Here is a 20,195-nt window from a genome sequence, read left to right as displayed (position 1 = left end):
GTTACATTCCGAACCCGGAAGCTAAGCTCTTCAGCGCCGATGGTACTGCACGGGGGACCGTGTGGGAGAGTAGGACGCCGCCGAACAAAATGTGCAGGAAAGCCCCGTCGGGTCACGACCCGACGGGGCTTTTCGCATTTCCGGGTTAGGGTGGTCCATGCGTTACGACCTGGTGATCTTCGACAATGACGGCGTCCTCGTGGACAGCGAGCCGATATCCAACCGGATTCTCGCTGCCTATCTGACCGAGCTGGGACACCCGACCACGTACGAGGATTCCATCCGGGACTACATGGGTGCCGCCATGCACCGGATCCACGATCTGATCCTGGAACGCTCCGGGCAGCGACTGCCCGACGATTTCGACGACGTCTTCCACGGCCGTGTCTTCGATGCCTTCCGGCGTGATCTCCGGCCCGTCGCCGGCGTCGACGAGGTGCTGGAAGGGCTTGAGGCCGAAGGCGTGCCGTATTGCGTGGCCTCCTCCGGCAGCCATGAACGGATCCGCGTGGCACTGAAGACGACCGGTCTGTACGAGCGGTTCGGGGAGAAGCGCATCTTCAGCTCGCAGGACGTGGGGCGGGGGAAGCCCGCGCCGGACCTGTTCCTGCACGCCGCCGAGGTGATGGGGGTGCCGGCCGGGCGCTGCGTCGTCGTCGAGGACAGCCCTCTGGGGGTGCAGGCGGCCGTCGCCGCCGGAATGGACGTCTACGGATTCACCGCGATGACGCCGCCCGGCAAGCTGTCCCGGGCGACGGCGCTGTTCTCCACGATGGGCGAGCTGCCCGCGCTGCTCTCCTGACCGTCCGGCCGTGGCGCGGTCGGCCGTGTGGTCCCCCGTCCCGACCGATACGGTGGCGGGTATGAGCGGCGGCGCACAGTTGATGTGGGACGAGGCAGTCACCGGCTACGACTTCGGGGCCGGCCACCCGATGGACCCGGTGCGGCTCGGCCTGACCATGGGACTCGTCGAGGCGTTCGGGCTGCCCGGCTCCTCCGGGCTGAAGGTGGTCTCCGGGACGCCGGCGGGCGACTCCACACTGCGGCTCGTCCACCGCCCCGACTACATCGATGTCGTGCGCCGGGTGTCGGCCGACCCGCGGGCGGCGGACGGGACGTACGGGCTCGGCACCGAGGACGACCCGGCGTTCGAAGGGATGCACGAGGTCTCGGCGCTGATCGCCGGACAGTCGGTCGCCGCCGCGGAGGCGGTCTGGCGAGGGGACGTACTGCACGGCGTCAACTTCGCGGGCGGCCTGCACCACGCGATGCCGGGGGCGGCGGCCGGCTTCTGTGTCTACAACGACGCCTCCCTGGCCATCGCCCGGCTGCTGGAACTGGGAGCCGAGCGGGTCGCGTACGTGGACGTGGACGTCCACCACGGGGACGGGGTCCAGGCGGCCTTCTGGGACGACCCGAGGGTGCTGACGGTGTCGCTGCACGAGCATCCCCGCACCCTCTTCCCCGGGACCGGCTGGCCGGAGGAGACCGGCGGCGAGAAGGCGGAGGGCAGCGCGGTGAACGTCGCGCTGCCGCCGGGCACGTCGGACGGCGGCTGGCTGCGGGCGCTGCACGCCGTGGTGCCGGAGCTGCTGAACTCGTTCCGGCCGCAGGTGCTGGTGACCCAGCACGGCGCGGACACCCACATCGAGGACCCCCTCGCGCACCTGGCGGTGACGGTCGACGCCCAGCGGGCTGCCGCCGTGGCCTGTCACGACTGGGCGCACCGGTACGCCGGGGGACGCTGGGTGGCGCTGGGGGGCGGCGGTTACGCGGTCGTCGACGTCGTGCCGCGGGCCTGGACGCACCTGGTGGCGATCGCGGCGGGCGAACCGATCCCGCCGGAGACCGTGATCCCGGAGGACTGGCGGCGGCAGGTGTACGCGCGGACGCGGCAGGACGCGCCGCGGCGGATGACGGACGGGCGCGAGCCGGTGTGGTCGGACTGGGAGTCGGGTTACGACCCGGGGAGCGCGCTGGACCAGGCGGTGCTCGCCACGCGGCGCGCGGTGTATCCGGCGCACGGGCTGCTGCCGTAGGACCCGCTGCCGTGCGGGGGGTGCGGGCCCGTTCCGGCCGGGTGTGCGGGGCGGGGCACGCCCGTGCGCCGCACAGCCGTCCGGAGGGTGGTTCCCGGGGATTCGTACGGCGGGCGGGGCCGCGGTCCGCGAGGATGCCGTGGGTGAGAGGCGTGCCGAGCGCAGGCGAACTGCGCGCGCACCTGCTGGCCGCCCGTCTGGCGGGGCCCATCGCCACCACCCGGGAGAAGAGTCTGGGACGCTACCGGCTCTTCGCCGCCGGTGATCCGCGAGCGCTGCTCGGACTGGAGCCCGAGGAGGAGTGGACGGTGCCCCGGCTGGTCGGGCTGATGGCCGGCGCGTGCGGGGTGTCCGCGGACCCGGGGTACGTGTCCGGGCCGGACACGGTCGACCCGGAGCGGACGATCGCCGCGCTGGACGCCTTCGCGGAGCGGCTGGAGCGGGCGGCCCGGCGCCGCTCGCCGGTGCTGCTGGGGACCGGGCACCCCCATCGTCTCCTGGGCTTCTACGCCCGTTTGGCCAGTGCGCTCTCGGCGGCGGGATGTCATGTGCTCACACCGGCGCAGGGTAGACGTGTCGACATAACGACCCGGTTCGGGGTACGTCCGCACAACCTGCGGTACGTACGGGGAGTCGCGTTGATCCACGAGACGGGAGCGCGTGTCACCCCTGATGCGCCGGGCGCACACTCGCACTCGCCCCTCCCCCTGCGGACGGTCCTCGATGCCGCGGCGGCCGCGGGCGGCCCGCTGCCGGAACTGGTGATCGGGGACCACGGATGGGTCTGCGGAGCAGGTCAACTGGGCATTGAGGCGATGGGACCCGCGGATACGGACGATCCCGCGCTGTTCGTCGGGCAGGCGGAGGGGAAAGTGAGGGTGGCCGTTCCGCTGGATGACGCCGGTCCTCCGGACCACTACCGCCCGATCGCTCGCTATGTGCTCAATCGTTCCTGTCTGTCACATTAGGAGACCGATCGCTACTCCTCTTCCCCACTTGCATCACCCGCACCTAATCTGGGGAGGAGCGCGCATGCGAGCTGGAGTCACCGGAGGGGAAGCCGGTGCCCGACATGTGCGGAAGGTTCAGGTGTGACATGGCTGCTGCCGAGAGGCCTCTGAACGAGGTCGTGTTCCTGACCGTGGCGGAAGTCGCCTCGGTGATGCGAGTGTCCAAGATGACCGTGTACCGGCTGGTGCACAGCGGTCATCTGCCGGCGATCCGGGTGGGGCGGTCCTTCCGGGTGCCGGAGCAGGCCGTCCACGAGTACCTCCGCGGTTCCTACGTGGGGGTGGAGAAGAGCGCGTAGCCGCAGGGCCGTAGGGGTTGTCGGACCCCCGTGTCACTACCATCGCTCGGTGCCGGGTAGGCTGGGCCGACGTAGGTCGTGTGGGCTCGGACGCCCCGCACCGAGTGACGAAGTGAGCGAGGGTAAGTTCGTGGGCTCTGTTATCAAGAAGCGGCGCAAGCGGATGGCCAAGAAGAAGCACCGCAAGCTGCTCAAGCGCACGCGCGTGCAGCGTCGCAACAAGAAGTGAGCGGGCGCGCCGCACACTGACCACCGCCCTCCCACCGGCCCTTCGGTGGGAGGGCGGTGGCGTTCCGCCTCGGTGCGGCGACCACCCGATACGGTGGCGTGAGGAGCAAGGGCCGCCGGAGCCCGGGCGGGGCTTTTCGGAGCAGGGCCGCCGCACGTCGAGAGGGAGCAACCGTTGGGCAAGGTCGTGCTCGTCACCGGGGTCGCCCGGCAACTCGGCGGGCGCTTCGTACGGCGGATCCTGCGCGATCCCGACGTCGACCGGGTCGTCGGTGTGGACGCCCTGCCGCCCGCACACCACCTCGGCGGAGCGGAGTTCGTCCGGCTCGACATCCGGCAGCCCGCCATCGCCGGGGTGATCGCCGAACACGGCGTGGACACCGTCGTGCACCTGGACGTCAGCGGCATGCCGCTCCTGCCGCGCGGCACCCGGGCGTCGGTCAAGGAGACCAACGTCATCGGGACGATGCAACTGCTCGGGGCGTGCCAGAAGGCGCCGTCCGTGCAGCGGCTGGTGGTGAAGTCCAGCACGAACGTCTACGGGTCCTCGCCCCGCGATCCGGCGGTCTTCACCGAGACCACGGGAGCCAAGGCGCTGCCCGGCGGCGGCTTCGCCAAGGACATCGTGGAGGTCGAGGGGTACGTGCGGGGGTTCGCCCGCCGCCGTCCCGACGTGGCCGTGACCGTGCTGCGCTTCGCCAACATCCTCGACCCGAACGCGGACACGCCGCTGGCGGAGTACTTCAGGCTGCCCGTCCTGCCGACCGTCCTCGGGTACGACCCGCGGCTGCAGTTCGTCCACGGGGACGACGTCGTCGAGGTGCTGCGGCTGGCGTCGAGGGAGCCGCGGCGGGGCACGCTCAACGCGGGGACGTTCAACATCGCGGGTGACGGGGTACTGCTGCTCTCCCAGGCCGCGCGGCGGCTGGGGCGGCCCACCCTGCCCCTGCTGCTCCCGGCCATCCGGTGGACCGGGACCGCGCTGCGCTCGGTGGGGATCACGGACTTCTCGGCCGAGCAGATCCGGCTGCTGACCCACGGCAGGGTCGTGGAGACCACGCAGATGCGCGAGGTCCTCGGCTTCGAGCCGAAGTACACCACGGCCGAGACCTTCGCCGACTTCGCGCGCAGTCACGGTCCGGGGCTGCTGCCGCCCGAGACACTCGCACATGCCGTGGACCGCATCGAGGAGGCCGTCCGTCATGGCTGACGCCAAGGTCATTCCCTTCGACGACGATCGCCCGCGCGGCGGCACGGGACGGACCGCCAGGGGGCGGTCGACGGGCGGCCGGCGCCGTACGGGGGACGACGGCGCCCGGAGCGAGCCGGAGACGCCGAGCACCCCGGGAGCCCGGGGTGCTCAGGACGGTGGACGGCAGCCGCTGGCCGCCGTCCCCGAGTCGGACCGTGAGCCGGACCGTGAGCCGGAGGCGCGGACCGGGACGGCGTCCGCGGACGAGTGGGACCGCAGGATCGCCCACGGCCTGGCGTTCCTGCGGCGGCGGATCACCGGGGAGTACGAGGTCGACGAGTTCGGCTACGACGCGGAACTCACCGACCAGGTGCTGATGTCGCTGCTGCGGCCGTTGTTCGAGAAGTACTTCCGGGTCGAGGTGCTCGGCATCGAGAACATCCCGTCCGAGGGCGGCGCGCTGGTGGTCTCCAACCACTCCGGGACGCTGCCGCTGGACGCGCTGATGCTCCAGGTCGCCGTGCACGACCACCATCCGGCGCGGCGGGCCCTGCGGCTGCTGGCGGCCGACCTGGTCTTCGTGCTGCCGGTCGTCAACGAGCTGGCCCGGAAGGCCGGTCACACCCTGGCCTGCGCGGAGGACGCCCAGCGGCTGCTCGAGCGGGGCGAGATCGTCGGGGTGATGCCGGAGGGCTTCAAGGGGCTCGGGAAGCCGTTCTCGGAGCGCTACAAGCTCCAGCGGTTCGGGCGCGGCGGCTTCGTCTCCACGGCGTTGCAGGCGGGGGTGCCGATCGTGCCGTGCTCGATCGTCGGGGCGGAGGAGATCTACCCGATGATCGGCAACCTGAAGACGCTGGCGCGGCTGCTGGGCTTCCCGTACTTCCCGGTCACGCCCACCTTCCCGTGGCTGGGTCCGCTGGGGATGCTGCCGCTGCCGACGAAGTGGACGATCCAGTTCGGCGAGCCGATCCCGATGGACGACTATCCACCGGAGGCGGTCGAGGACCCGATGCTGATGTTCAACCTGACGGACCAGGTCCGCGAGACGATCCAGCACACGCTCTACCGGCTGCTGGTACGGCGGCGGTCGGTGTTCTTCTGAGGGCTCCGGCGGGACTCCGGGCCGGGGGGCGCGGAGCGCCGGGCTCCCTCAAGCGGTCGGGTGTGCGGCCGGTGCCCGCGGACACCGGCCGCACACCCGTCAGTCGGCCCCGTCGCCTTCGATGCCCAGGCCCGGCAGGAGGTCCGGGATGAGCGGCGGGAGGGTGACGTCCGACTCGGGGGCCTTGGAGGCACCGCCGGGCGTGGAGGGCGCGCTGCCCTCCTTCTCCGGCGAGGGGTCCAGCAGGTCCCCGGGGTCGGGAAGGCCCTTCTCCTCGGCCGTACGGGAACCGGAGGGGCTGGAGGACTGCCCGTCGTGGCCGCGGCGGCCGTCCGGGGCGTCGCCGCCGGGCGCGGACGAGGACGGGCGGACGGTGCGGCCGTCCTCCGCGTGGTCGTCGTCGGTGCGGTCGGCGCCGGGCTCCTCGCCGTCCGGCTCGGACTTCAGCAGTGGCCGCAGCGGGGTGACCTCGTCGTCTATGGCGTCGAAGACCGAGCTGACCTCGTCGCCCACGTCCATGAGCTGGACGGGGAGACGCCCGCGCACCTGGCTCCACACGGCCCGGTGGGCCCGGGAGAAGGACGACAGCTCCCGGATCGGGCCGAGCGCGCCCTCGCGTTCGTACACCCGGGTGAGCAGCCGGTGGCCCTCGGCGGCGTCGTGCCGCATGCGGGAGAGGGCCTTGCGGATCTCGCCGAGCGACTCGTGGTCCAACTCGCCCGAGCGGGTGCGCTCCAGCAGGCGGCGCGCCTCGCTCAACCGCGTCGAGGCGTGGTCCAGGTGGACCTTGCCGCGGTCGGCGTCGTCGTCGGCGAGGTCGAGCTTGAGGTCCTCCATGCCCAGCTTGAGGCCGTAGAGGGTGTCACCGGGCAGGGCGTCGGCGCTGGCCACGGCGGCCCCGGTGAAGGCGCTCGCCGCGAAGCCGACGCCCAGGCCGCCGGCGGCGAGCCCTCTGGCGAGGCGGGATCTGGGACGCAGTCTGCCCAGCGGACCGAGGGGGAGCGCGCGGTGGGCTCCCCCGCGCCCCGCGCGGGTGCGCTGCTCCGGCACCGGGGAACCGTCGCCGTCCTCGGCGAAGGCGCTCTCCATGGCGGCGATGAGCCGGGCCCGCTGCGCGGCCTTGACGTCGGCGGCCATCGTCGGTTTCGGCAGGGATTCGAGCCTGTCGGCCACCGACAGCAGCGTCGCCTGCTCGCCCGTCTCCCCCGCGGACCCGGCCGGGCCCGTGGAGTCGGCCGGGGTGGTTGGTGCGGCCGGGACAGCGCCCCCGGACCGCTCGGCCGCCGCATCCCCGGACTCACGCTCGTCCAGGGCCTGGGCGAAGGCGTTTGCCCGCCGGCTCGGCGATACGGCTCCCATCACGGGCGGCACCTCCTCTCGTCAGCACGGTCGACTCCCTGCCCCACAGGAGGGTTGCACGGCCCGTCCGGCAGAGGTCGATCGGGTGCTTCCACCCGGACAGGGGAGGCCGTGGAGAGTCTGCACACCGCACAACGACCGCCGAGCACGGTCGGTTACGCCCTGCGGATGATGTGATTGCCCGGTTGACCCCGGGGACGGGACCGGTGGCGGAACGTTACCGGCTGCCCTCCGGGAGCAGCCGGGCCAGCGTCCGTACCGCCCGGTACTGGAGGGTCTTGATCGCGCCCTCGTTCTTCCCCATGATCCGCGCGGTCTCCGCCACCGACAGGCCCTGGAGGAAGCGGAGGGTCACGCACTCCTGCTGCTGCGGATTGAGCTTCCGCACGGCCTCCAGCAGGGCGGCGTTGGAGAGCGACTCCAGGACCGAGTCCTCCGGGCTGCGCTCCACCTCGTTGGCGTCGAGCATCTCGCCGGTGGTGATCTCCAGGCGGAAGCGGCTCGACTTGAAGTGGTCCGCGACCAGGTTGCGCGCGATGGTGACCAGCCAGGCGCCGAAGTCCCGGCCCTGCCAGGTGAAGGTGCCGATCCGGCGCAGGGCGCGCAGGAAGGTCTCGCTGGTGAGGTCCTCGGCCGTGGCCCGGCCGCCGACGCGGTAGTAGATGTAGCGGTAGACGGTGTCGGAGTACTGGTCGTAGAGGTGTCCGAACGCCTCGGCCTCGCCCTTCTGGGCGCGTTCGACGAGGTCCATCATGCGGCGGCTGTCGCTGTCCGCCGCCGGGCGGCGGGCGGCTCCGGAGGCGGCGCCCGAGGCGGCTCCCGAGGCCGCCGCGGCGCGGCCGCGGCGGATGACCGGCGCGGTGCCCGCCGCGGCTCCCTCGGCCAGGGCGTAGGCGGGGCCTGCGGGGACAGGTGCGGCGAAGGCGGGGACGGCGTACGCGGAGGGGACGATTGCGCGCAACTGGTGGATGACCGTTGCGCGCAGCGCAGCCAGGCCCGAGGCGTCAACCCCGACGTGTGGGTACACGGGACTCCCAGAGGCAGAGCTTCCATCACGTGCAGTGCGGGACCGTCCGCCCGTCACAAGGGCGTGTGGACACCGGATTGCGTCTGAGGAGAATAACGCTTCGTACAGGCGGTGCTACACCTAGTTGCCGAAATCGCCGATTAGGTTTGCTCTGTTACGCGTTTCCGGCGGTTCACAGGGTGAGCGAGGTATGCGAAGCGATCGATTCTGGTCACTACGCGATCGATTGGCCGTTCGCTTGTGCTCGGCAGGAGATCCCGGGCGGTCGGTGCCGTTCCCGTGCGCCTCCGCGGCGTTCCGCGGGCGTCCGTAGCGTTCCGTGACGCCCGGCGGCGGCCTAACGGCGGCGGCGCTGGAGCGCCACGGCCGCCGCCGCGCCGCCCGCCACTGCGCCGACCCCGGCCGCCGCCGGGATGCCCACCATGGCCGCCCTGCGGCCGGTCCGGTAGTCGCGCAGCCGCCAGCCCCGCTCGCGGGCGTGCGCCCGCAGCCGGCTGTCGGGGTTGATCGCGTACGGGTGGCCGACGAGCGAGAGCATCGGGATGTCGTTGGCCGAGTCGCTGTAGGCGGCGCAGCGCGAGAGGTCCAGGTCCTCGGCGGCGGCCAGCGCCCGCACCGCCTCCGCCTTCGCCGGGCCGTGCAGCGGCTCGCCGACCAGGCGCCCGGTGTAGACGCCGTCGACGGACTCGGCGACCGTGCCCAGGGCGCCCGTCAGCCCCAGCCGGCGGGCGATGATCGTGGCGGTCTCCACGGGCGCGGCGGTGACCAGCCACACCTTCTGGCCCGCGTCCAGGTGCGCCTGGGCCAGGGCGCGGGTGCCCGGCCAGATCCGGTCGGCCATGTACTCGTCGTAGATCTCCTCGCCGATCTCCATCAGCTCGGAGACGCGGTGGCCCTTGACGATGGACAGCGCGCTGTCGCGGGCGTCCTGCATGTGCTCGGCGTTCTCCGAGCCGGCGAGCCGGAAGTACGCCTGCTGCCAGGCGAAGCGGAGCAGTTCGCGCTTGTCGAAGAACTTCCGCTTGTACAGGCCGCGGCCGAAGTGGAACAGGGCCGCGCCCTGCATGATCGTGTTGTCGAGGTCGAAGAAGGCGGCGGCCCGGACGTCCCCGCGGACCGGAAACTCCGGTTCCGCCGGCTTCCCCGGTTCCCCCGGGGGCAGTTCGTCGACCTCCCGGGAGGTCTTGCGCGCAGCCTCGGCGGCGGCCTCGCCTGCGAGCACGCTGCGAGCCGTCGCCGAACGCCTGCGGGGGAGGAGCCATCCAAGACCGGCCATGCGGCGAGCATAACCAGTGCGGCCGGTGGTTCCGTGACGGACGGATGTCGGCAGGGCGGGCGGTGGGCCAACGGGGGAGGACGGCCGGAGCGCCCGGCCCCCCGGGGCGGCGGGGCGGCCGGCGGTGCGACGGACGGGCCCGGAACGGGCGGGAGCGGCACAATGGCGGTCATGAGGACCGTCACGCTCATCGGCAAACCCGGCTGTCACCTGTGCGACGACGCGCGCGCGGTGGTCAGCGAGGTCTGCGCGCAGGTGGGGGCGCGCTGGGAGGAGAAGGACATCACGCAGGACGAGGAGCTGTACCGCAGGTACTGGGAGCAGATCCCGGTGGTGCTGGTGGACGGCGCCCAGCACGACTTCTGGCGCGTGGACCCGCAGCGGCTGCGCGCGGCCCTGGGGGCCTGAACGGGGGCCTGAACCGGTTCCCTCCGCGGGCGCGCGGCCCGTTCTGCGGCCTTGCGGACGCATATGCGCAGGAGCGCCGGACGGGGCCCCGTCCGGCCCGGCAGATGTGGCGCCGGTCACTTTGACCGGACAAAGCGGACACCATCTTTGTGCACACGTTCACAAAGACATAGCCTGGTCGGGACGGAGCGGTCCGGACATGTGTCCACCAGGGCCGCTCACCGTTTCGCGCAGACGGCAGGAGCACCGTGGCAACTGGTCGAACACCCCGACCGGCGACCCGTAGCCGAGGAATCCCCGAGGCCACCGTCGCCCGGCTTCCTCTGTACCTGCGGGCACTGACGGCGCTCTCCGAGCGCTCGGTGCCCACGGTCTCCTCGGAGGAGCTGGCGGCGGCGGCCGGCGTCAACTCCGCCAAGCTCCGCAAGGACTTCTCCTACCTCGGCTCGTACGGCACGCGCGGCGTGGGCTACGACGTCGAGTACCTCGTCTACCAGATCTCCCGCGAGCTGGGACTGACGCAGGACTGGCCGGTCGTGATCGTCGGCATCGGAAACCTCGGCGCCGCGCTCGCCAACTACGGCGGCTTCGCCTCCCGGGGCTTCCGCGTGGCCGCCCTGATCGACGCGGACCCGGCGATGACCGGGAAGCCGGTCGCGGGCATCCCGGTGCAGCACACCGACGACCTCGAATCGATCATCGAGGAGAACGGCGTGTCCATCGGCGTCATCGCCACTCCCGCCGGAGCCGCGCAGCAGGTCTGCGACCGGCTCGTCGCCGCCGGGGTGACCTCCATCCTCAACTTCGCGCCGACCGTGCTGTCCGTGCCCGACGGCGTGGACGTGCGCAAGGTCGACCTCTCCATAGAACTGCAGATCCTCGCCTTCCACGAGCAGCGCAAGGCGGGCGAGGAGACGGCGGGCGACGGAACGGCGGACACCACCCCGCCCGCGGCACCGCCCGCCGCCACCGTGCGCCGCCGCACCGACGGAACCGAGCCGGGGCCTGACGGGGACGTGCCCGCCGTGATGCCCGCATGAGCGCGCGAGTCACCACGGTGCGCGTCCCGGACCTCCCGCACGGCGCACGGCCCGAGCGAAGCGGAGGCCGCGCATGAGTCTGCTGGTCGTGGGCCTGAGCCACCGCAGCGCGCCGGTGAGCGTGCTGGAGCGGGTCTCCCTGCCGCCCGAGACGCGCGGCAAGCTGCTCCAGGACGCGGTCGGCGCCGAGCCCACCGCGGAGGCCGCGGTGCTCTCCACCTGCAACCGCATCGAGCTGTACGCCGACGTCGACAAGTTCCACGCCGGCGTGGCCGAGCTGTCCGGCCTGCTCGCCCGGCACAGCGGCGTCGACCTGGAGGAGCTGACCCCCTACCTGTACGTCCACTACGAGGACCGCGCCGTCCACCACCTGTTCTCGGTGGCCTGCGGGCTGGACTCGATGGTCGTCGGCGAGGGGCAGATCCTCGGCCAGATCAAGGACGCGCTGGCCGTGGCGCAGGACCAGCACACCGCCGGGCGGCTGCTGAACGACCTGTTCCAGCAGGCGCTGCGGGTCGGCAAGCGGGCGCACAGCGAGACCGGCATCGACCGGGCCGGGCAGTCCCTGGTCACCTTCGGCCTCCAGCAGCTCGCCGGCGGCCGTCCGGTCGCGGAGTGGGTGAGCGGCCGGCGCGTCCTGGTGATCGGCGCCGGCTCGATGTCCTCCCTCGCCGCCACGACGCTCGCCCGTGCCGGTGCCACCGAACTGGTGATCGTCAACAGGACGCTGGAGCGTGCCCGCCGCCTGGCGGCCGGCCTCGCCGAGAGCGGCTTCGCGGCCCGCGCCGTGCCCTCCGGGGACCTGGCCGCCGAGCTGCCGCACGCCGACCTCGTCGTCTCCTGCACCGGCGCCACCGGGCTGGTGCTGACGGCCGACGACGTGCGCGCCGCCCTCACCGCGCGTGCGGCGTCCCGTACCGCCTCCGGAGCGGAGCCGGTCGCGCTGCTCGACCTGGCCATGCCCCGCGACATCGACGCCGCCGTGCACCGCATGGAGGGCGTACGGTTGGTGGACATCGAGTCGCTCGCCGAGGCCGACGCCGACGCGCCCATGGCCGCGGACGTCGACCAGGTGCGCGGCATCGTCGCCGACGAGGTCGCCGCCTTCGGCGCCGCCCAGCGCGCCGCGACCATCACCCCCACCGTGGTCGCGCTGCGCGCCATGGCGGCCGACGTCGTCGCGGCCGAGATGGCGCGCCTCGACGGGCGCCTCCCCGGACTCGACGACAAGCAGCGCGCCGAGATCACCCAGACCGTGCGCCGGGTCGTCGACAAGCTGCTGCACGCCCCGACCGTGCGCGTCAAGCAGCTCGCCGGCGAGCCGGGCGGCGCCGGATACGCCGACGCGCTGCGCAAGCTGTTCGACCTGGACCCGCAGACCGTCGCCGCCGTCAGCAATCCCGAACAGGAGCGGCAATGAGCACCAACGCCTCCCGGCCCCTGAGGCTGGGCACCCGCCGCAGCAAGCTCGCCACGGCCCAGTCCGGGCAGGTGGCCGAGCGGGTCCGGCAGCTCACCGGGCGGCCCGTCGAACTGGTGGAGATCACCACCTACGGCGACGTCTCCCGCGAGCACCTCTCCCGGATCGGCGGCACCGGGGTCTTCGTCTCCGCGCTGCGCGACGCGCTGCTCGGCGGGGAGATCGACATCGCCGTCCACTCCCTCAAGGACCTTCCCACCGCCCAGCCCCCGCGGCTGGCGCTGGCCGCCGTGCCGGTGCGCGAGGACCCCCGCGACGCGCTGATCGCCCGCGACGGCCTCACCTTCGAGCAGTTGCCCGACGGCGCCCGGGTCGGCACCGGCTCGCCGCGCCGCATGGCACAGCTCAACGCCTGGGCACGCGTGCTCGGCCGCGACATCAAGACCGTGCCGATACGGGGGAACGTCGACACCCGCATCGGATACGTGCGTTCCGGCGAGCTGGACGCGGTCGTCCTCGCCGCCGCCGGCCTGAAGCGCATCGGCCGGATCGACGAGGCCACCGAGCTCCTCGACCCCGGGACGGTCCTGCCCGCTCCCGGCCAGGGGGCGCTGGCGGTCGAGTGCGCGGCGGCGCGCACGGACCTCGTAGCACAGCTCGCCGAACTCGACGACCCGCACACGCGGGCCGCCGTGACCGCCGAGCGAACCCTGCTCTCCGCCCTGGAAGCCGGCTGCAGCGCGCCCGTCGGCGCACTGGCCGAGCTGGCGGGCGACGGGCAGGATGTCACCGAACTGCATCTGCGCGGCGTCGTCGGCACCACCGACGGCACGACGCTGGTGCAGCTGTCCACCACCGGTCGCGTACCGGCGTCCGCCGCCGAGGCGGTGTCCCGGGCCCAGGCCATGGGACGCGAACTCGCCGACGAGATGCTCGCCAAGGGCGCGGCCGGTCTGATGGGGGAGCGAGCACATTGAGCCCCACCACCAATCACTCGTACGGCACCCACGGGCACGTCACCTTCCTCGGTGCCGGGCCCGGAGACCCGGGACTGCTGACGCTGCGCGCCGTCGAGGCGCTGGCGCAGGCCGACGTACTGGTCGCCGATCCGCAGGTGTACGACGTCGTGCGGGCCCACGTGCGGGCAGGTGTCGACACCCCGCTCCAGGCAGCAGGTGACGACACGTCAACAACCCGTGAGGGCACCGACGATGCGGTAAATCTTGTCATGCGGGCCGCCCGGAGCGGCAAGCGGGTGGTCCGTGCCGTCCTGGGCGACCCCGGGCTCGACGCCAACGCGGCCGACGAGATGCTGGCCTGCTCCGCCGAGGGCATCACCTTCGAGGTCGTGCCGGGTGTCGCCACCGCCGTCGGCGTCCCCGCCTACGCGGGGGTGCCGCTGCGCAACGGTCACGGCGCGGACGTGCGGTTCCTCGACGCGCGGACCGCCGACGCCCGGGCGTGGACCGAGGTCGGCGCCAGCGACGCCACCGTCGTGGTCTCCACCACCCTGGAGTCGGTCGTCGCCAACGCCACCGAGCTGGTCACCGCGGGCCGCAAGCCCGACACCCCGCTGACCGTCACCGTCGACGGCACCACCACCCGGCAGCGCACCTGGTCGGCGACGCTCGGCTCCATCGGCCAGACGCTCAAGGCCGCCAAGGTGCTGCCCTCCCCGAGCGGCAGCCGCCCGGCGATAGCCGTGGTGGGCGAGCGCGGCTCCGCCGAGCAGCGCGAACGGCTCGCCTGGTTCGAGTCCAAGCCGCTGTTCGGCTGGCAGGTGCTCGTGCCCCGCACCAAGGAGCAGGCCGCCTCGCTCTCCGAGCAGCTCCGCTCCTACGGCGCCGTGCCCAGCGAGGTGCCCACCATCGCCGTGGAGCCGCCGCGCACCCCGCAGCAGATGGAGCGCGCGGTCAAGGGCCTGGTCACCGGCCGTTACGAGTGGATCGCCTTCACCTCGGTCAACGCGGTCAGGGCGGTGCGCGAGAAGTTCGAGGAGTACGGCCTGGACGCCCGCGCCTTCGCCGGGATCAAGGTCGCGGCCGTGGGCGAGCAGACCGCCAAGGCGCTGGTGGAGTTCGGCGTCAAGCCCGACCTGGTGCCCAGCGGCGAGCAGTCCGCCGCCGGGCTGCTGGAGGACTGGCCGCCGTACGACCCGGTCTTCGACCCGATCGACCGCGTCTTCCTGCCGCGCGCCGACATCGCCACCGAGACGCTGGTGGCGGGCCTGATAGAGCTGGGCTGGGAGGTCGACGACGTCACCGCCTACCGGACGGTGCGCGCCTCGCCCCCGCCGGCCGAGACGCGGGAGGCCATCAAGGGCGGCGGCTTCGACGCCGTGCTGTTCACCTCCTCCAGCACCGTGCGCAACCTCGTCGGCATCGCGGGCAAGCCGCACAACGTGACGGTGATCGCCTGCATCGGCCCGGCGACGGCGAAGACCGCCGAGGAGCACGGGCTGCGCGTGGACGTCATGGCCCCGGAGCCGTCGGTGCACAAGCTGGCCGAGGCGCTCGCGGAGTTCGGCGCCAAGCGCCGGGCCGCCGCGATCGAGGCCGGCGAGGCGGTACAGCGGCCGAGCGAGAAGCGGCCGACGAGGAGAAGGGCACGGACATCGTGAAGACCGGCAGCGGTACCTACGACAGCCCGGGGGGCGGCGGCTACGGGGACTTCCCCGTGGTGCGCCCCCGGCGGCTGCGCACCACGGCGGCCATGCGCCGGATGGTCGCCGAGAACCGGCTGCACCCGGCCGAGCTGATCCTGCCCGTCTTCGTGCGGGAGGGCATCGACGAGCCGGTGGAGATCTCGTCGATGCCGGGCGTCGTGCAGCACACGCGCGACACCCTGCGCAAGGCCGCGGCCGAGGCCGTGGCGGCGGGCGTCGGCGGCATCATGATCTTCGGCGTGCCCGAGGTGAAGGACGCCGTCGGCTCCCAGGCCACCGACCCGGACGGCATCCTCCAGGTCGCCCTGCGCGACGTGCGCGCCGAGGTCGGCGACGACCTGGTCGTCATGTCCGACCTGTGCCTGGACGAGTACACCGACCACGGCCACTGCGGCGTCCTGGACGAGCAGGGCCGGGTGGACAACGACGCCACGCTGGAGCGGTACGCCGAGATGGCGTGCGTCCAGGCGGAGGCCGGCGCGCACGTGCTGGGCCCCAGCGGGATGATGGACGGGCAGGTGGGCTTCGTCCGCCGCGCCCTGGACGAGGCGGGGCACCAGGACGTGTCGCTGCTCGCCTACACCGCCAAGTACGCCTCCGCGTTCTACGGCCCCTTCCGCGAGGCCGTGAACTCCTCGCTGGCCGGCGACCGCAACACCTACCAGCAGGACCCGGCCAACGCCCGGGAGGCGATGCGCGAGCTGGCGCTCGACCTCGCCGAGGGCGCGGACATGGTGATGGTCAAACCCGCGCTGCCGTACCTGGACGTGCTGCGCCGGGTGGCGGACGCCGTGGACGTCCCCGTCGCCGCCTACCAGATCTCCGGCGAGTACGCGATGGTCGAGGCCGCGGCGCAGCGCGGCTGGATCGAGCGGGACCGGGCGGTCATGGAGACGCTGACGGGCATCAAGCGCGCGGGCGCGGACATGATCCTGACCTACTGGGCGACCGAGGTGGCCCGGCGGCTGTCCTCCTGAGCCCCGGGCCCGGACCGCCGCGCGGTACGACGGCAGGTCCGGGCCGCGGGGCACGCCCGTCGTCCTCCGGGGCCGCACGGCCCTCGGCGGACGACGGGCGTCAGCCCTTGACGCAGACGACCTGCCGGAGCCGGGCGACCACCTCGACCAGGTCGCGCTGCTGCTCGATGACCTGCTCGATCGGCTTGTAGGCGCCCGGGATCTCGTCCACGACGCCGGAGTCCTTGCGGCACTCCACGCCCCGCGTCTGCTCCTCCAGGTCCCGCGTGGTGAACCGCTTCTTCGCCGCGTTGCGGCTCATCCTGCGGCCCGCGCCGTGGGAGGCGGAGTTGAAGGACGCCTCGTTGCCCAGGCCGCGGACGATGTAGGAGCCGGTGCCCATCGAGCCGGGGATGATGCCGTACTCGCCGCTGCCCGCGCGGATCGCGCCCTTGCGGGTGACCAGCAGGTCCATGCCGTCGTAGCGCTCCTCGGCCACGTAGTTGTGGTGGCAGGAGATGACGGGCTCGAAGGTCGGCCTCGCCTTCTTGAACTCCTTGCGGACGACGTCCTTGAGCAGGCCCATCATGACCGCGCGGTTGCGCCTGGCGTACTCCTGCGCCCAGAACAGGTCGTTGCGGTACGCGGCCATCTCCGGGGTGTCGGCGACGAAGACGGCGAGGTCGCGGTCGACCAGGCCCTGGTTGTGCGGCAGCTTCCGGGCCACGCCGATGTGGTACTCGGCCAGCTCCTTGCCGATGTTCCGCGAGCCGGAGTGCAGCATCAGCCAGACGGCGCCCGTGTCGTCCAGGCAGACCTCGATGAAGTGGTTGCCGCCGCCCAGCGTCCCCATCTGCTTCGCGGCCCGCTCCCGGCGGAAGCGGACCTGCTCGGCGATGCCGTCGAAGCGGGACCAGAAGTCGTCCCAGCCGGCGGCGGGGGTGCCGTGCAGGCGGCGCGGGTCGACCGCTTCGTCGTGCATGCCGAAGCCGACCGGGATGGTCTGCTCGATCCGCGAGCGCAGCCGGGAGAGGTCGCCGGGCAGGTCATTGGCGGTCAGGGAGGTCCTCACCGCCGACATGCCGCAGCCGATGTCCACGCCGACCGCCGCCGGGCAGACCGCGTCGCGCATGGCGATCACCGAGCCGACCGTGGCGCCCTTGCCGTAGTGGACGTCGGGCATGACCGCCAGGCCCTTGATCCACGGGAGCGTCGAGACGTTGCGGAGCTGCTGCATCGCGCCGTTCTCGACGGTGGCCGGATCGGTCCACATCCGGATCGGCACCCGGGCCCCGGGAACCTCGGTGTACGGCATGGTCGTTCAACCCCCTGAGGAAAAATGCGGGCACGCTCTCCCCCGCCCACGTGCGGATCGTGTGTGGAATGCGTACGTCCGCACACAAAAGATGGACATAGTACGGCAGATGTCCCAGCGGGCGGAGGTCCCCACGGCGCGTGCGGTAGACATCGTGCGGTAGACATTGTGTTCCGTCGTCACCGTGCGATGGCAACGCGTTTTCGAACGTCCCCGCGAACGAGGGAGTTTGGCAGTGCAGCGGAGGGGATACGCCACCGGCGCCGCGCTCGTCGCCGTGCTGGCCGTCGGATCCGTCGGCTGTACCGGCGACTCCGGTTCGGGCGGCGCCGCCGCCGACAGCAAGCCGGGGTCGGTCAGCGCCGAGGCCGCCACGGCCCCGCCCGGCACGTACCGCGACCTGCCCGAGCCCTGCGGCACGGTCGGCCTCGACGTCCTGCGGGCGATGCTGCCGGGAGCGGGCGGCGGGGACGCCCCGGAGGACGGGGGCGAGGGCGACGAGACCCCGGCGGCGTACGAGGGCGAGCGGACCGTCACGTACGACAACGACCGCCGGGTGGGCTGCCGTTGGAAGAGCTCGACCGGGCTGGGCAGCCGTCACCTCCTGGTCGACTTCGAGCGGGTCGTCTCGTACGACCCCGCCGTCAGCGACGACGAGCGGGCGGAGCGGCTCTACGAGGACATGGTGGCGGAGGCCGGGATCCCGGCCTCGCCGCCGGCAAACGAGGGGGCCCCGGAGTCCCCGAAGTCCCCGGGAACCGCGGAATCCTCCAGGGCGCCGGAGGGCCCGAAGGCACCGGAGGAGTCGGAGACCCCGGAGACGGGGACGGCCCGACCGGAGGCGGACGCCGGGAAGACCGGCGAACCGGACGTCCCCGCCCGGCCGTCCGCGTCCGCCGCGGAACTGGCGCCGCGTCCGCTGGACGGCATCGGCGACGCCGCCTACATCGACGACGAACTGGTCACCGCCGGCTCGGGCGTCCACCGCGACATCACCCTGGTCTTCCGCACGGGGAACGTCATCGTCACCGTCGAGTACGAGCAGTGGGCGACGGACAAGCGCAGGCTGCCCGACAGCGCCGAACTCCAGCAGAAGGCGCGGACACTGGCCGGACAGCTCGCCGAGGAGTTCGACGACTGACGCCGGCTCCGGCACTGAGACGACGGACACACACGGCCGCCGTGCCGCCCGGACGGGCCCGCAGCCGTCCTAGGCTTCCTTCCGGTGTCATCCCGTTGGCGTACCGTGCCGTCCGACAGGACGGGCCCCGGGCGCCCAGCAACATCCGGAAGCGAAGGAACCATGCACCGTAACGCCACGCGCATCGCCGTCCGTACGCTTGCCTGCGCCGCCGTGCCCATGCTGCTGGTCGCGGGCTGCTCCTCCGACTCCGGTGGGGACGACTCCGCCAAGCCCTCGCCCAGCCCCTCCACCAGCTCCAGCGCGCCCCCCAGCCCGGCGCCGGTGAAGTTCACCACGCTGCCCGACCCGTGCAAGACCCTCTCCAAGGGCACGGTCGAGGACGTGGTGCCCGAGGCCGAGACGGCCGGCAAGAACCTGGGCTCCAAGGACGCCGACGGCTACGGCACCTGCCTGTGGAGCGGCCTGGACGGCTTCCAGTACCGGGCGCTCACCGTCTCCCTCAAGCGCTTCGACTCCGACGTGACGCTCGGCAGCGGCGCCGAGCGGGCCGCGAAGTACGCCGGGCAGCAGGTGGCCGCGGTCGCGCAGGACCGGGAGAACAAGAAGGTGAAGGACACCCCGCTGGACGGGGTCGGGGACCAGGCGACGGCCGTGGCCTTCGAGACGGAGAAGAAGAACGGGAAGAAGTCCGAGGACTACCGCGAGCAGCGGATCGTCGCCGTCACCGGCAACGTCGTGGTGACCGTGGACTACGAGGGCGCCGGCTTCGAGACGGGGGAGACGCCGTCGGCCGAGGAGATCCGGAAGGGCGCGGAGAAGGCGGCGAAGGAGGCCGTCAAGGCGATCAAGTAGGCCGGGCGGGGCGGCGGACCCGTCCCCCGGCCCCTGCGTACCCTGTCTTCCCCCAGTCCCCACCCCGATCCCTCTCGCGTCCCGGCCGGGAGGCGGGTACCCGGCCGACGAGCTCGCGAGGACACAGCAGTGCGACTGACACGGACTCACCGCATACTCATCGGCGTGGTCGTGGCCGGGGCGGTGGTGATCGCGGCGATCGGCTTCGCCGGATCGTACGCCGCCGTCCGCGACCTCGCCGTGAAGAAAGGTTTCGGCGATTTCGCGCCCTTCTTCCCCATCGGCATCGACGCCGGGATCGTGGTGCTGCTGGCGCTGGACCTGCTGCTGACCTGGATCCGCATCCCCTTCCCGCTGCTGCGGCAGACCGCCTGGCTGCTGACGGCCGCCACCATCGCCTTCAACGGCGCCGCCGCCTGGCCGGACCCGCTGGGGGTGGGGATGCACGCGGTGATCCCGGTGCTGTTCGTCGTCTCCGTCGAGGCCGCGCGGCACGCGGTGGGCCGGATCGCCGACATCACCGCGGACAAGCACATGGAGGGCGTGCGGCTCTCGCGCTGGCTGCTGGCCTTCCCCTCCACCTTCCGGCTGTGGCGCCGGATGAAGCTGTGGGAGCTGCGCTCCTACGACCAGGTCATCAAGCTGGAGCAGGAGCGCCTCGTCTACCAGGCCCGGCTGCGCTCCCGCTTCGGCCGCGCCTGGCGCCGCAAGGCCCCGGTGGAGTCCCTGATGCCGCTGCGGCTGGCCCGCTACGGCGTCCCCCTCGCGGACACCGCCCCGGCCGGACTGGCCGCCGCGGGCATCGAACCGGCCCTGATCCCGCCGCCGCCCCGGCAGGACCCGGCCCCCGCCGTGCCCGCCGG

20 protein-coding genes and 1 rRNA gene are annotated in these 20,195 nt (G+C 72.6%); 17 read left to right on the top strand and 4 right to left on the bottom strand.

From position 1 onward, the window contains the following. The 8 genes from rrf to VE546_RS27275 all read left to right on the top strand — a co-directional run. Positions 1 to 86: ribosomal RNA gene (rrf, locus tag VE546_RS27310) — 5S ribosomal RNA — on the top strand; the annotation flags it as partial. A 71-nt stretch (positions 87 to 157) separates the two neighbouring features. Then, positions 158 to 802: an HAD family hydrolase gene (locus VE546_RS27305; RefSeq protein WP_324927004.1), complete on the top strand. Its 645-nt coding sequence runs from the start codon at positions 158 to 160 to the stop codon at positions 800 to 802. A 61-nt stretch (positions 803 to 863) separates the two neighbouring features. Next, positions 864 to 2,039 carry an acetoin utilization protein AcuC gene (locus VE546_RS27300; RefSeq protein ID WP_324927001.1) on the top strand — a complete coding sequence of 392 codons (1,176 nt, stop codon included), beginning with the start codon at positions 864 to 866 and terminating at the stop codon, positions 2,037 to 2,039. A 152-nt stretch (positions 2,040 to 2,191) separates the two neighbouring features. After that, positions 2,192 to 3,007: a phosphatase gene (locus VE546_RS27295; RefSeq protein WP_324926998.1), complete on the top strand. Its 816-nt coding sequence runs from the start codon at positions 2,192 to 2,194 to the stop codon at positions 3,005 to 3,007. A 128-nt stretch (positions 3,008 to 3,135) separates the two neighbouring features. Beyond that, entirely contained in the window at positions 3,136 to 3,348 is a 213-nt protein-coding gene (locus VE546_RS27290) for a helix-turn-helix domain-containing protein (RefSeq protein WP_158239648.1), read from the top strand. A gap of 130 nt (positions 3,349 to 3,478) precedes the next feature. Next, entirely contained in the window at positions 3,479 to 3,577 is a 99-nt protein-coding gene (locus tag VE546_RS27285; RefSeq protein WP_003948845.1) for a 30S ribosomal protein bS22, read from the top strand. A 174-nt stretch (positions 3,578 to 3,751) separates the two neighbouring features. After that, positions 3,752 to 4,786 (top strand): NAD-dependent epimerase/dehydratase family protein, encoded by a 1,035-nt coding sequence (locus VE546_RS27280; RefSeq protein ID WP_324926992.1) that lies wholly within the window; start codon positions 3,752 to 3,754, stop codon positions 4,784 to 4,786. Next, entirely contained in the window at positions 4,779 to 5,870 is a 1,092-nt protein-coding gene (locus VE546_RS27275) for a lysophospholipid acyltransferase family protein (protein ID WP_324926989.1), read from the top strand. The genes VE546_RS27280 and VE546_RS27275 overlap by 8 nt, the downstream gene beginning before the upstream one ends. A gap of 99 nt (positions 5,871 to 5,969) precedes the next feature. Here the strand turns inward: VE546_RS27275 and VE546_RS27270 are convergent, their stop codons facing one another. The 3 genes from VE546_RS27270 to VE546_RS27260 form a co-directional block, all read right to left on the bottom strand. After that, positions 5,970 to 7,232, bottom strand: coding sequence for a DUF5667 domain-containing protein (locus VE546_RS27270; protein WP_324926986.1), 1,263 nt, complete (start codon positions 7,230 to 7,232; stop codon positions 5,970 to 5,972). A gap of 214 nt (positions 7,233 to 7,446) precedes the next feature. After that, positions 7,447 to 8,256 carry an ECF subfamily RNA polymerase sigma factor, BldN family gene (locus VE546_RS27265; RefSeq protein ID WP_324926983.1) on the bottom strand — a complete coding sequence of 270 codons (810 nt, stop codon included), beginning with the start codon at positions 8,254 to 8,256 and terminating at the stop codon, positions 7,447 to 7,449. A 337-nt stretch (positions 8,257 to 8,593) separates the two neighbouring features. After that, entirely contained in the window at positions 8,594 to 9,532 is a 939-nt protein-coding gene (locus VE546_RS27260) for an HAD-IB family hydrolase (protein ID WP_324926980.1), read from the bottom strand. A 162-nt stretch (positions 9,533 to 9,694) separates the two neighbouring features. Between VE546_RS27260 and VE546_RS27255 the strand changes: the two genes are divergently transcribed. The 6 genes from VE546_RS27255 to hemB all read left to right on the top strand — a co-directional run bounded on the left by VE546_RS27255 (position 9,695) and on the right by hemB (position 16,042). Next, on the top strand, positions 9,695 to 9,940 hold the full coding sequence (locus VE546_RS27255; protein WP_414720604.1) for a glutaredoxin family protein: 246 nt from the start codon (positions 9,695 to 9,697) through the stop codon (positions 9,938 to 9,940). Between the two features lie 248 nt (positions 9,941 to 10,188). Then, positions 10,189 to 10,980 carry a redox-sensing transcriptional repressor Rex gene (locus VE546_RS27250; protein ID WP_324926975.1) on the top strand — a complete coding sequence of 264 codons (792 nt, stop codon included), beginning with the start codon at positions 10,189 to 10,191 and terminating at the stop codon, positions 10,978 to 10,980. 73 nt (positions 10,981 to 11,053) lie between these two features. Further along, positions 11,054 to 12,400, top strand: coding sequence for a glutamyl-tRNA reductase (locus VE546_RS27245; RefSeq protein WP_324926971.1), 1,347 nt, complete (start codon positions 11,054 to 11,056; stop codon positions 12,398 to 12,400). Then, the gene (gene hemC / locus VE546_RS27240; protein WP_324926968.1) at positions 12,397 to 13,377 is read left to right on the top strand and encodes a hydroxymethylbilane synthase; all 981 of its coding nucleotides are present in this window, start codon (positions 12,397 to 12,399) and stop codon (positions 13,375 to 13,377) included. Before VE546_RS27245 ends, hemC begins: the two co-directional genes overlap by 4 nt. Further along, positions 13,374 to 15,020 carry a bifunctional uroporphyrinogen-III C-methyltransferase/uroporphyrinogen-III synthase gene (locus tag VE546_RS27235; protein WP_324926965.1) on the top strand — a complete coding sequence of 549 codons (1,647 nt, stop codon included), beginning with the start codon at positions 13,374 to 13,376 and terminating at the stop codon, positions 15,018 to 15,020. The genes hemC and VE546_RS27235 overlap by 4 nt, the downstream gene beginning before the upstream one ends. Beyond that, positions 15,017 to 16,042, top strand: coding sequence for a porphobilinogen synthase (gene hemB / locus VE546_RS27230; protein WP_324926963.1), 1,026 nt, complete (start codon positions 15,017 to 15,019; stop codon positions 16,040 to 16,042). Before VE546_RS27235 ends, hemB begins: the two co-directional genes overlap by 4 nt. Positions 16,043 to 16,142: 100 nt before the next feature. Here the strand turns inward: hemB and VE546_RS27225 are convergent, their stop codons facing one another. Next, positions 16,143 to 17,336: an RtcB family protein gene (locus VE546_RS27225; RefSeq protein ID WP_324926960.1), complete on the bottom strand. Its 1,194-nt coding sequence runs from the start codon at positions 17,334 to 17,336 to the stop codon at positions 16,143 to 16,145. 235 nt (positions 17,337 to 17,571) lie between these two features. Here VE546_RS27225 and VE546_RS27220 point away from each other — a divergent pair, with 235 nt between their 5' ends. The 3 genes from VE546_RS27220 to VE546_RS27210 form a co-directional block, all read left to right on the top strand. Beyond that, positions 17,572 to 18,477: a hypothetical protein gene (locus VE546_RS27220; protein ID WP_324926957.1), complete on the top strand. Its 906-nt coding sequence runs from the start codon at positions 17,572 to 17,574 to the stop codon at positions 18,475 to 18,477. Positions 18,478 to 18,639: 162 nt separating this feature from the next. Beyond that, positions 18,640 to 19,332 carry a DUF3558 family protein gene (locus tag VE546_RS27215; RefSeq protein WP_324926954.1) on the top strand — a complete coding sequence of 231 codons (693 nt, stop codon included), beginning with the start codon at positions 18,640 to 18,642 and terminating at the stop codon, positions 19,330 to 19,332. Between the two features lie 129 nt (positions 19,333 to 19,461). Next, on the top strand, positions 19,462 to 20,195 hold a 734-nt coding region (locus tag VE546_RS27210), incomplete at its 3' end, for a DUF2637 domain-containing protein (protein WP_324926951.1).

The organism is Streptomyces sp. (assembly GCF_035644915.1).
Classification (GTDB): domain Bacteria; phylum Actinomycetota; class Actinomycetes; order Streptomycetales; family Streptomycetaceae; genus Streptomyces.
This window is presented reverse-complemented; position numbering and strand designations above follow the sequence as displayed.

Excerpts from the sequence above, each read along its gene's own strand:
- VE546_RS27305 (WP_324927004.1), top strand. The coding sequence starts at position 158 with ATGCGTTACGACCTGGTGATCTTCGACAATGACGGCGTCCTCGTGGAC.
- VE546_RS27300 (WP_324927001.1), top strand. The coding sequence starts at position 864 with ATGAGCGGCGGCGCACAGTTGATGTGGGACGAGGCAGTCACCGGCTAC.
- VE546_RS27290 (WP_158239648.1), top strand. The coding sequence starts at position 3,136 with ATGGCTGCTGCCGAGAGGCCTCTGAACGAGGTCGTGTTCCTGACCGTG.
- VE546_RS27275 (WP_324926989.1), top strand. The coding sequence starts at position 4,779 with ATGGCTGACGCCAAGGTCATTCCCTTCGACGACGATCGCCCGCGCGGC.
- VE546_RS27260 (WP_324926980.1), bottom strand. The coding sequence starts at position 9,532 with ATGGCCGGTCTTGGATGGCTCCTCCCCCGCAGGCGTTCGGCGACGGCT.
- VE546_RS27255 (WP_414720604.1), top strand. The coding sequence starts at position 9,695 with ATGGCGGTCATGAGGACCGTCACGCTCATCGGCAAACCCGGCTGTCAC.
- VE546_RS27245 (WP_324926971.1), top strand. The coding sequence starts at position 11,054 with ATGAGTCTGCTGGTCGTGGGCCTGAGCCACCGCAGCGCGCCGGTGAGC.
- hemC (WP_324926968.1), top strand. The coding sequence starts at position 12,397 with ATGAGCACCAACGCCTCCCGGCCCCTGAGGCTGGGCACCCGCCGCAGC.
- VE546_RS27225 (WP_324926960.1), bottom strand. The coding sequence starts at position 17,336 with ATGCCGTACACCGAGGTTCCCGGGGCCCGGGTGCCGATCCGGATGTGG.
- VE546_RS27215 (WP_324926954.1), top strand. The coding sequence starts at position 18,640 with ATGCACCGTAACGCCACGCGCATCGCCGTCCGTACGCTTGCCTGCGCC.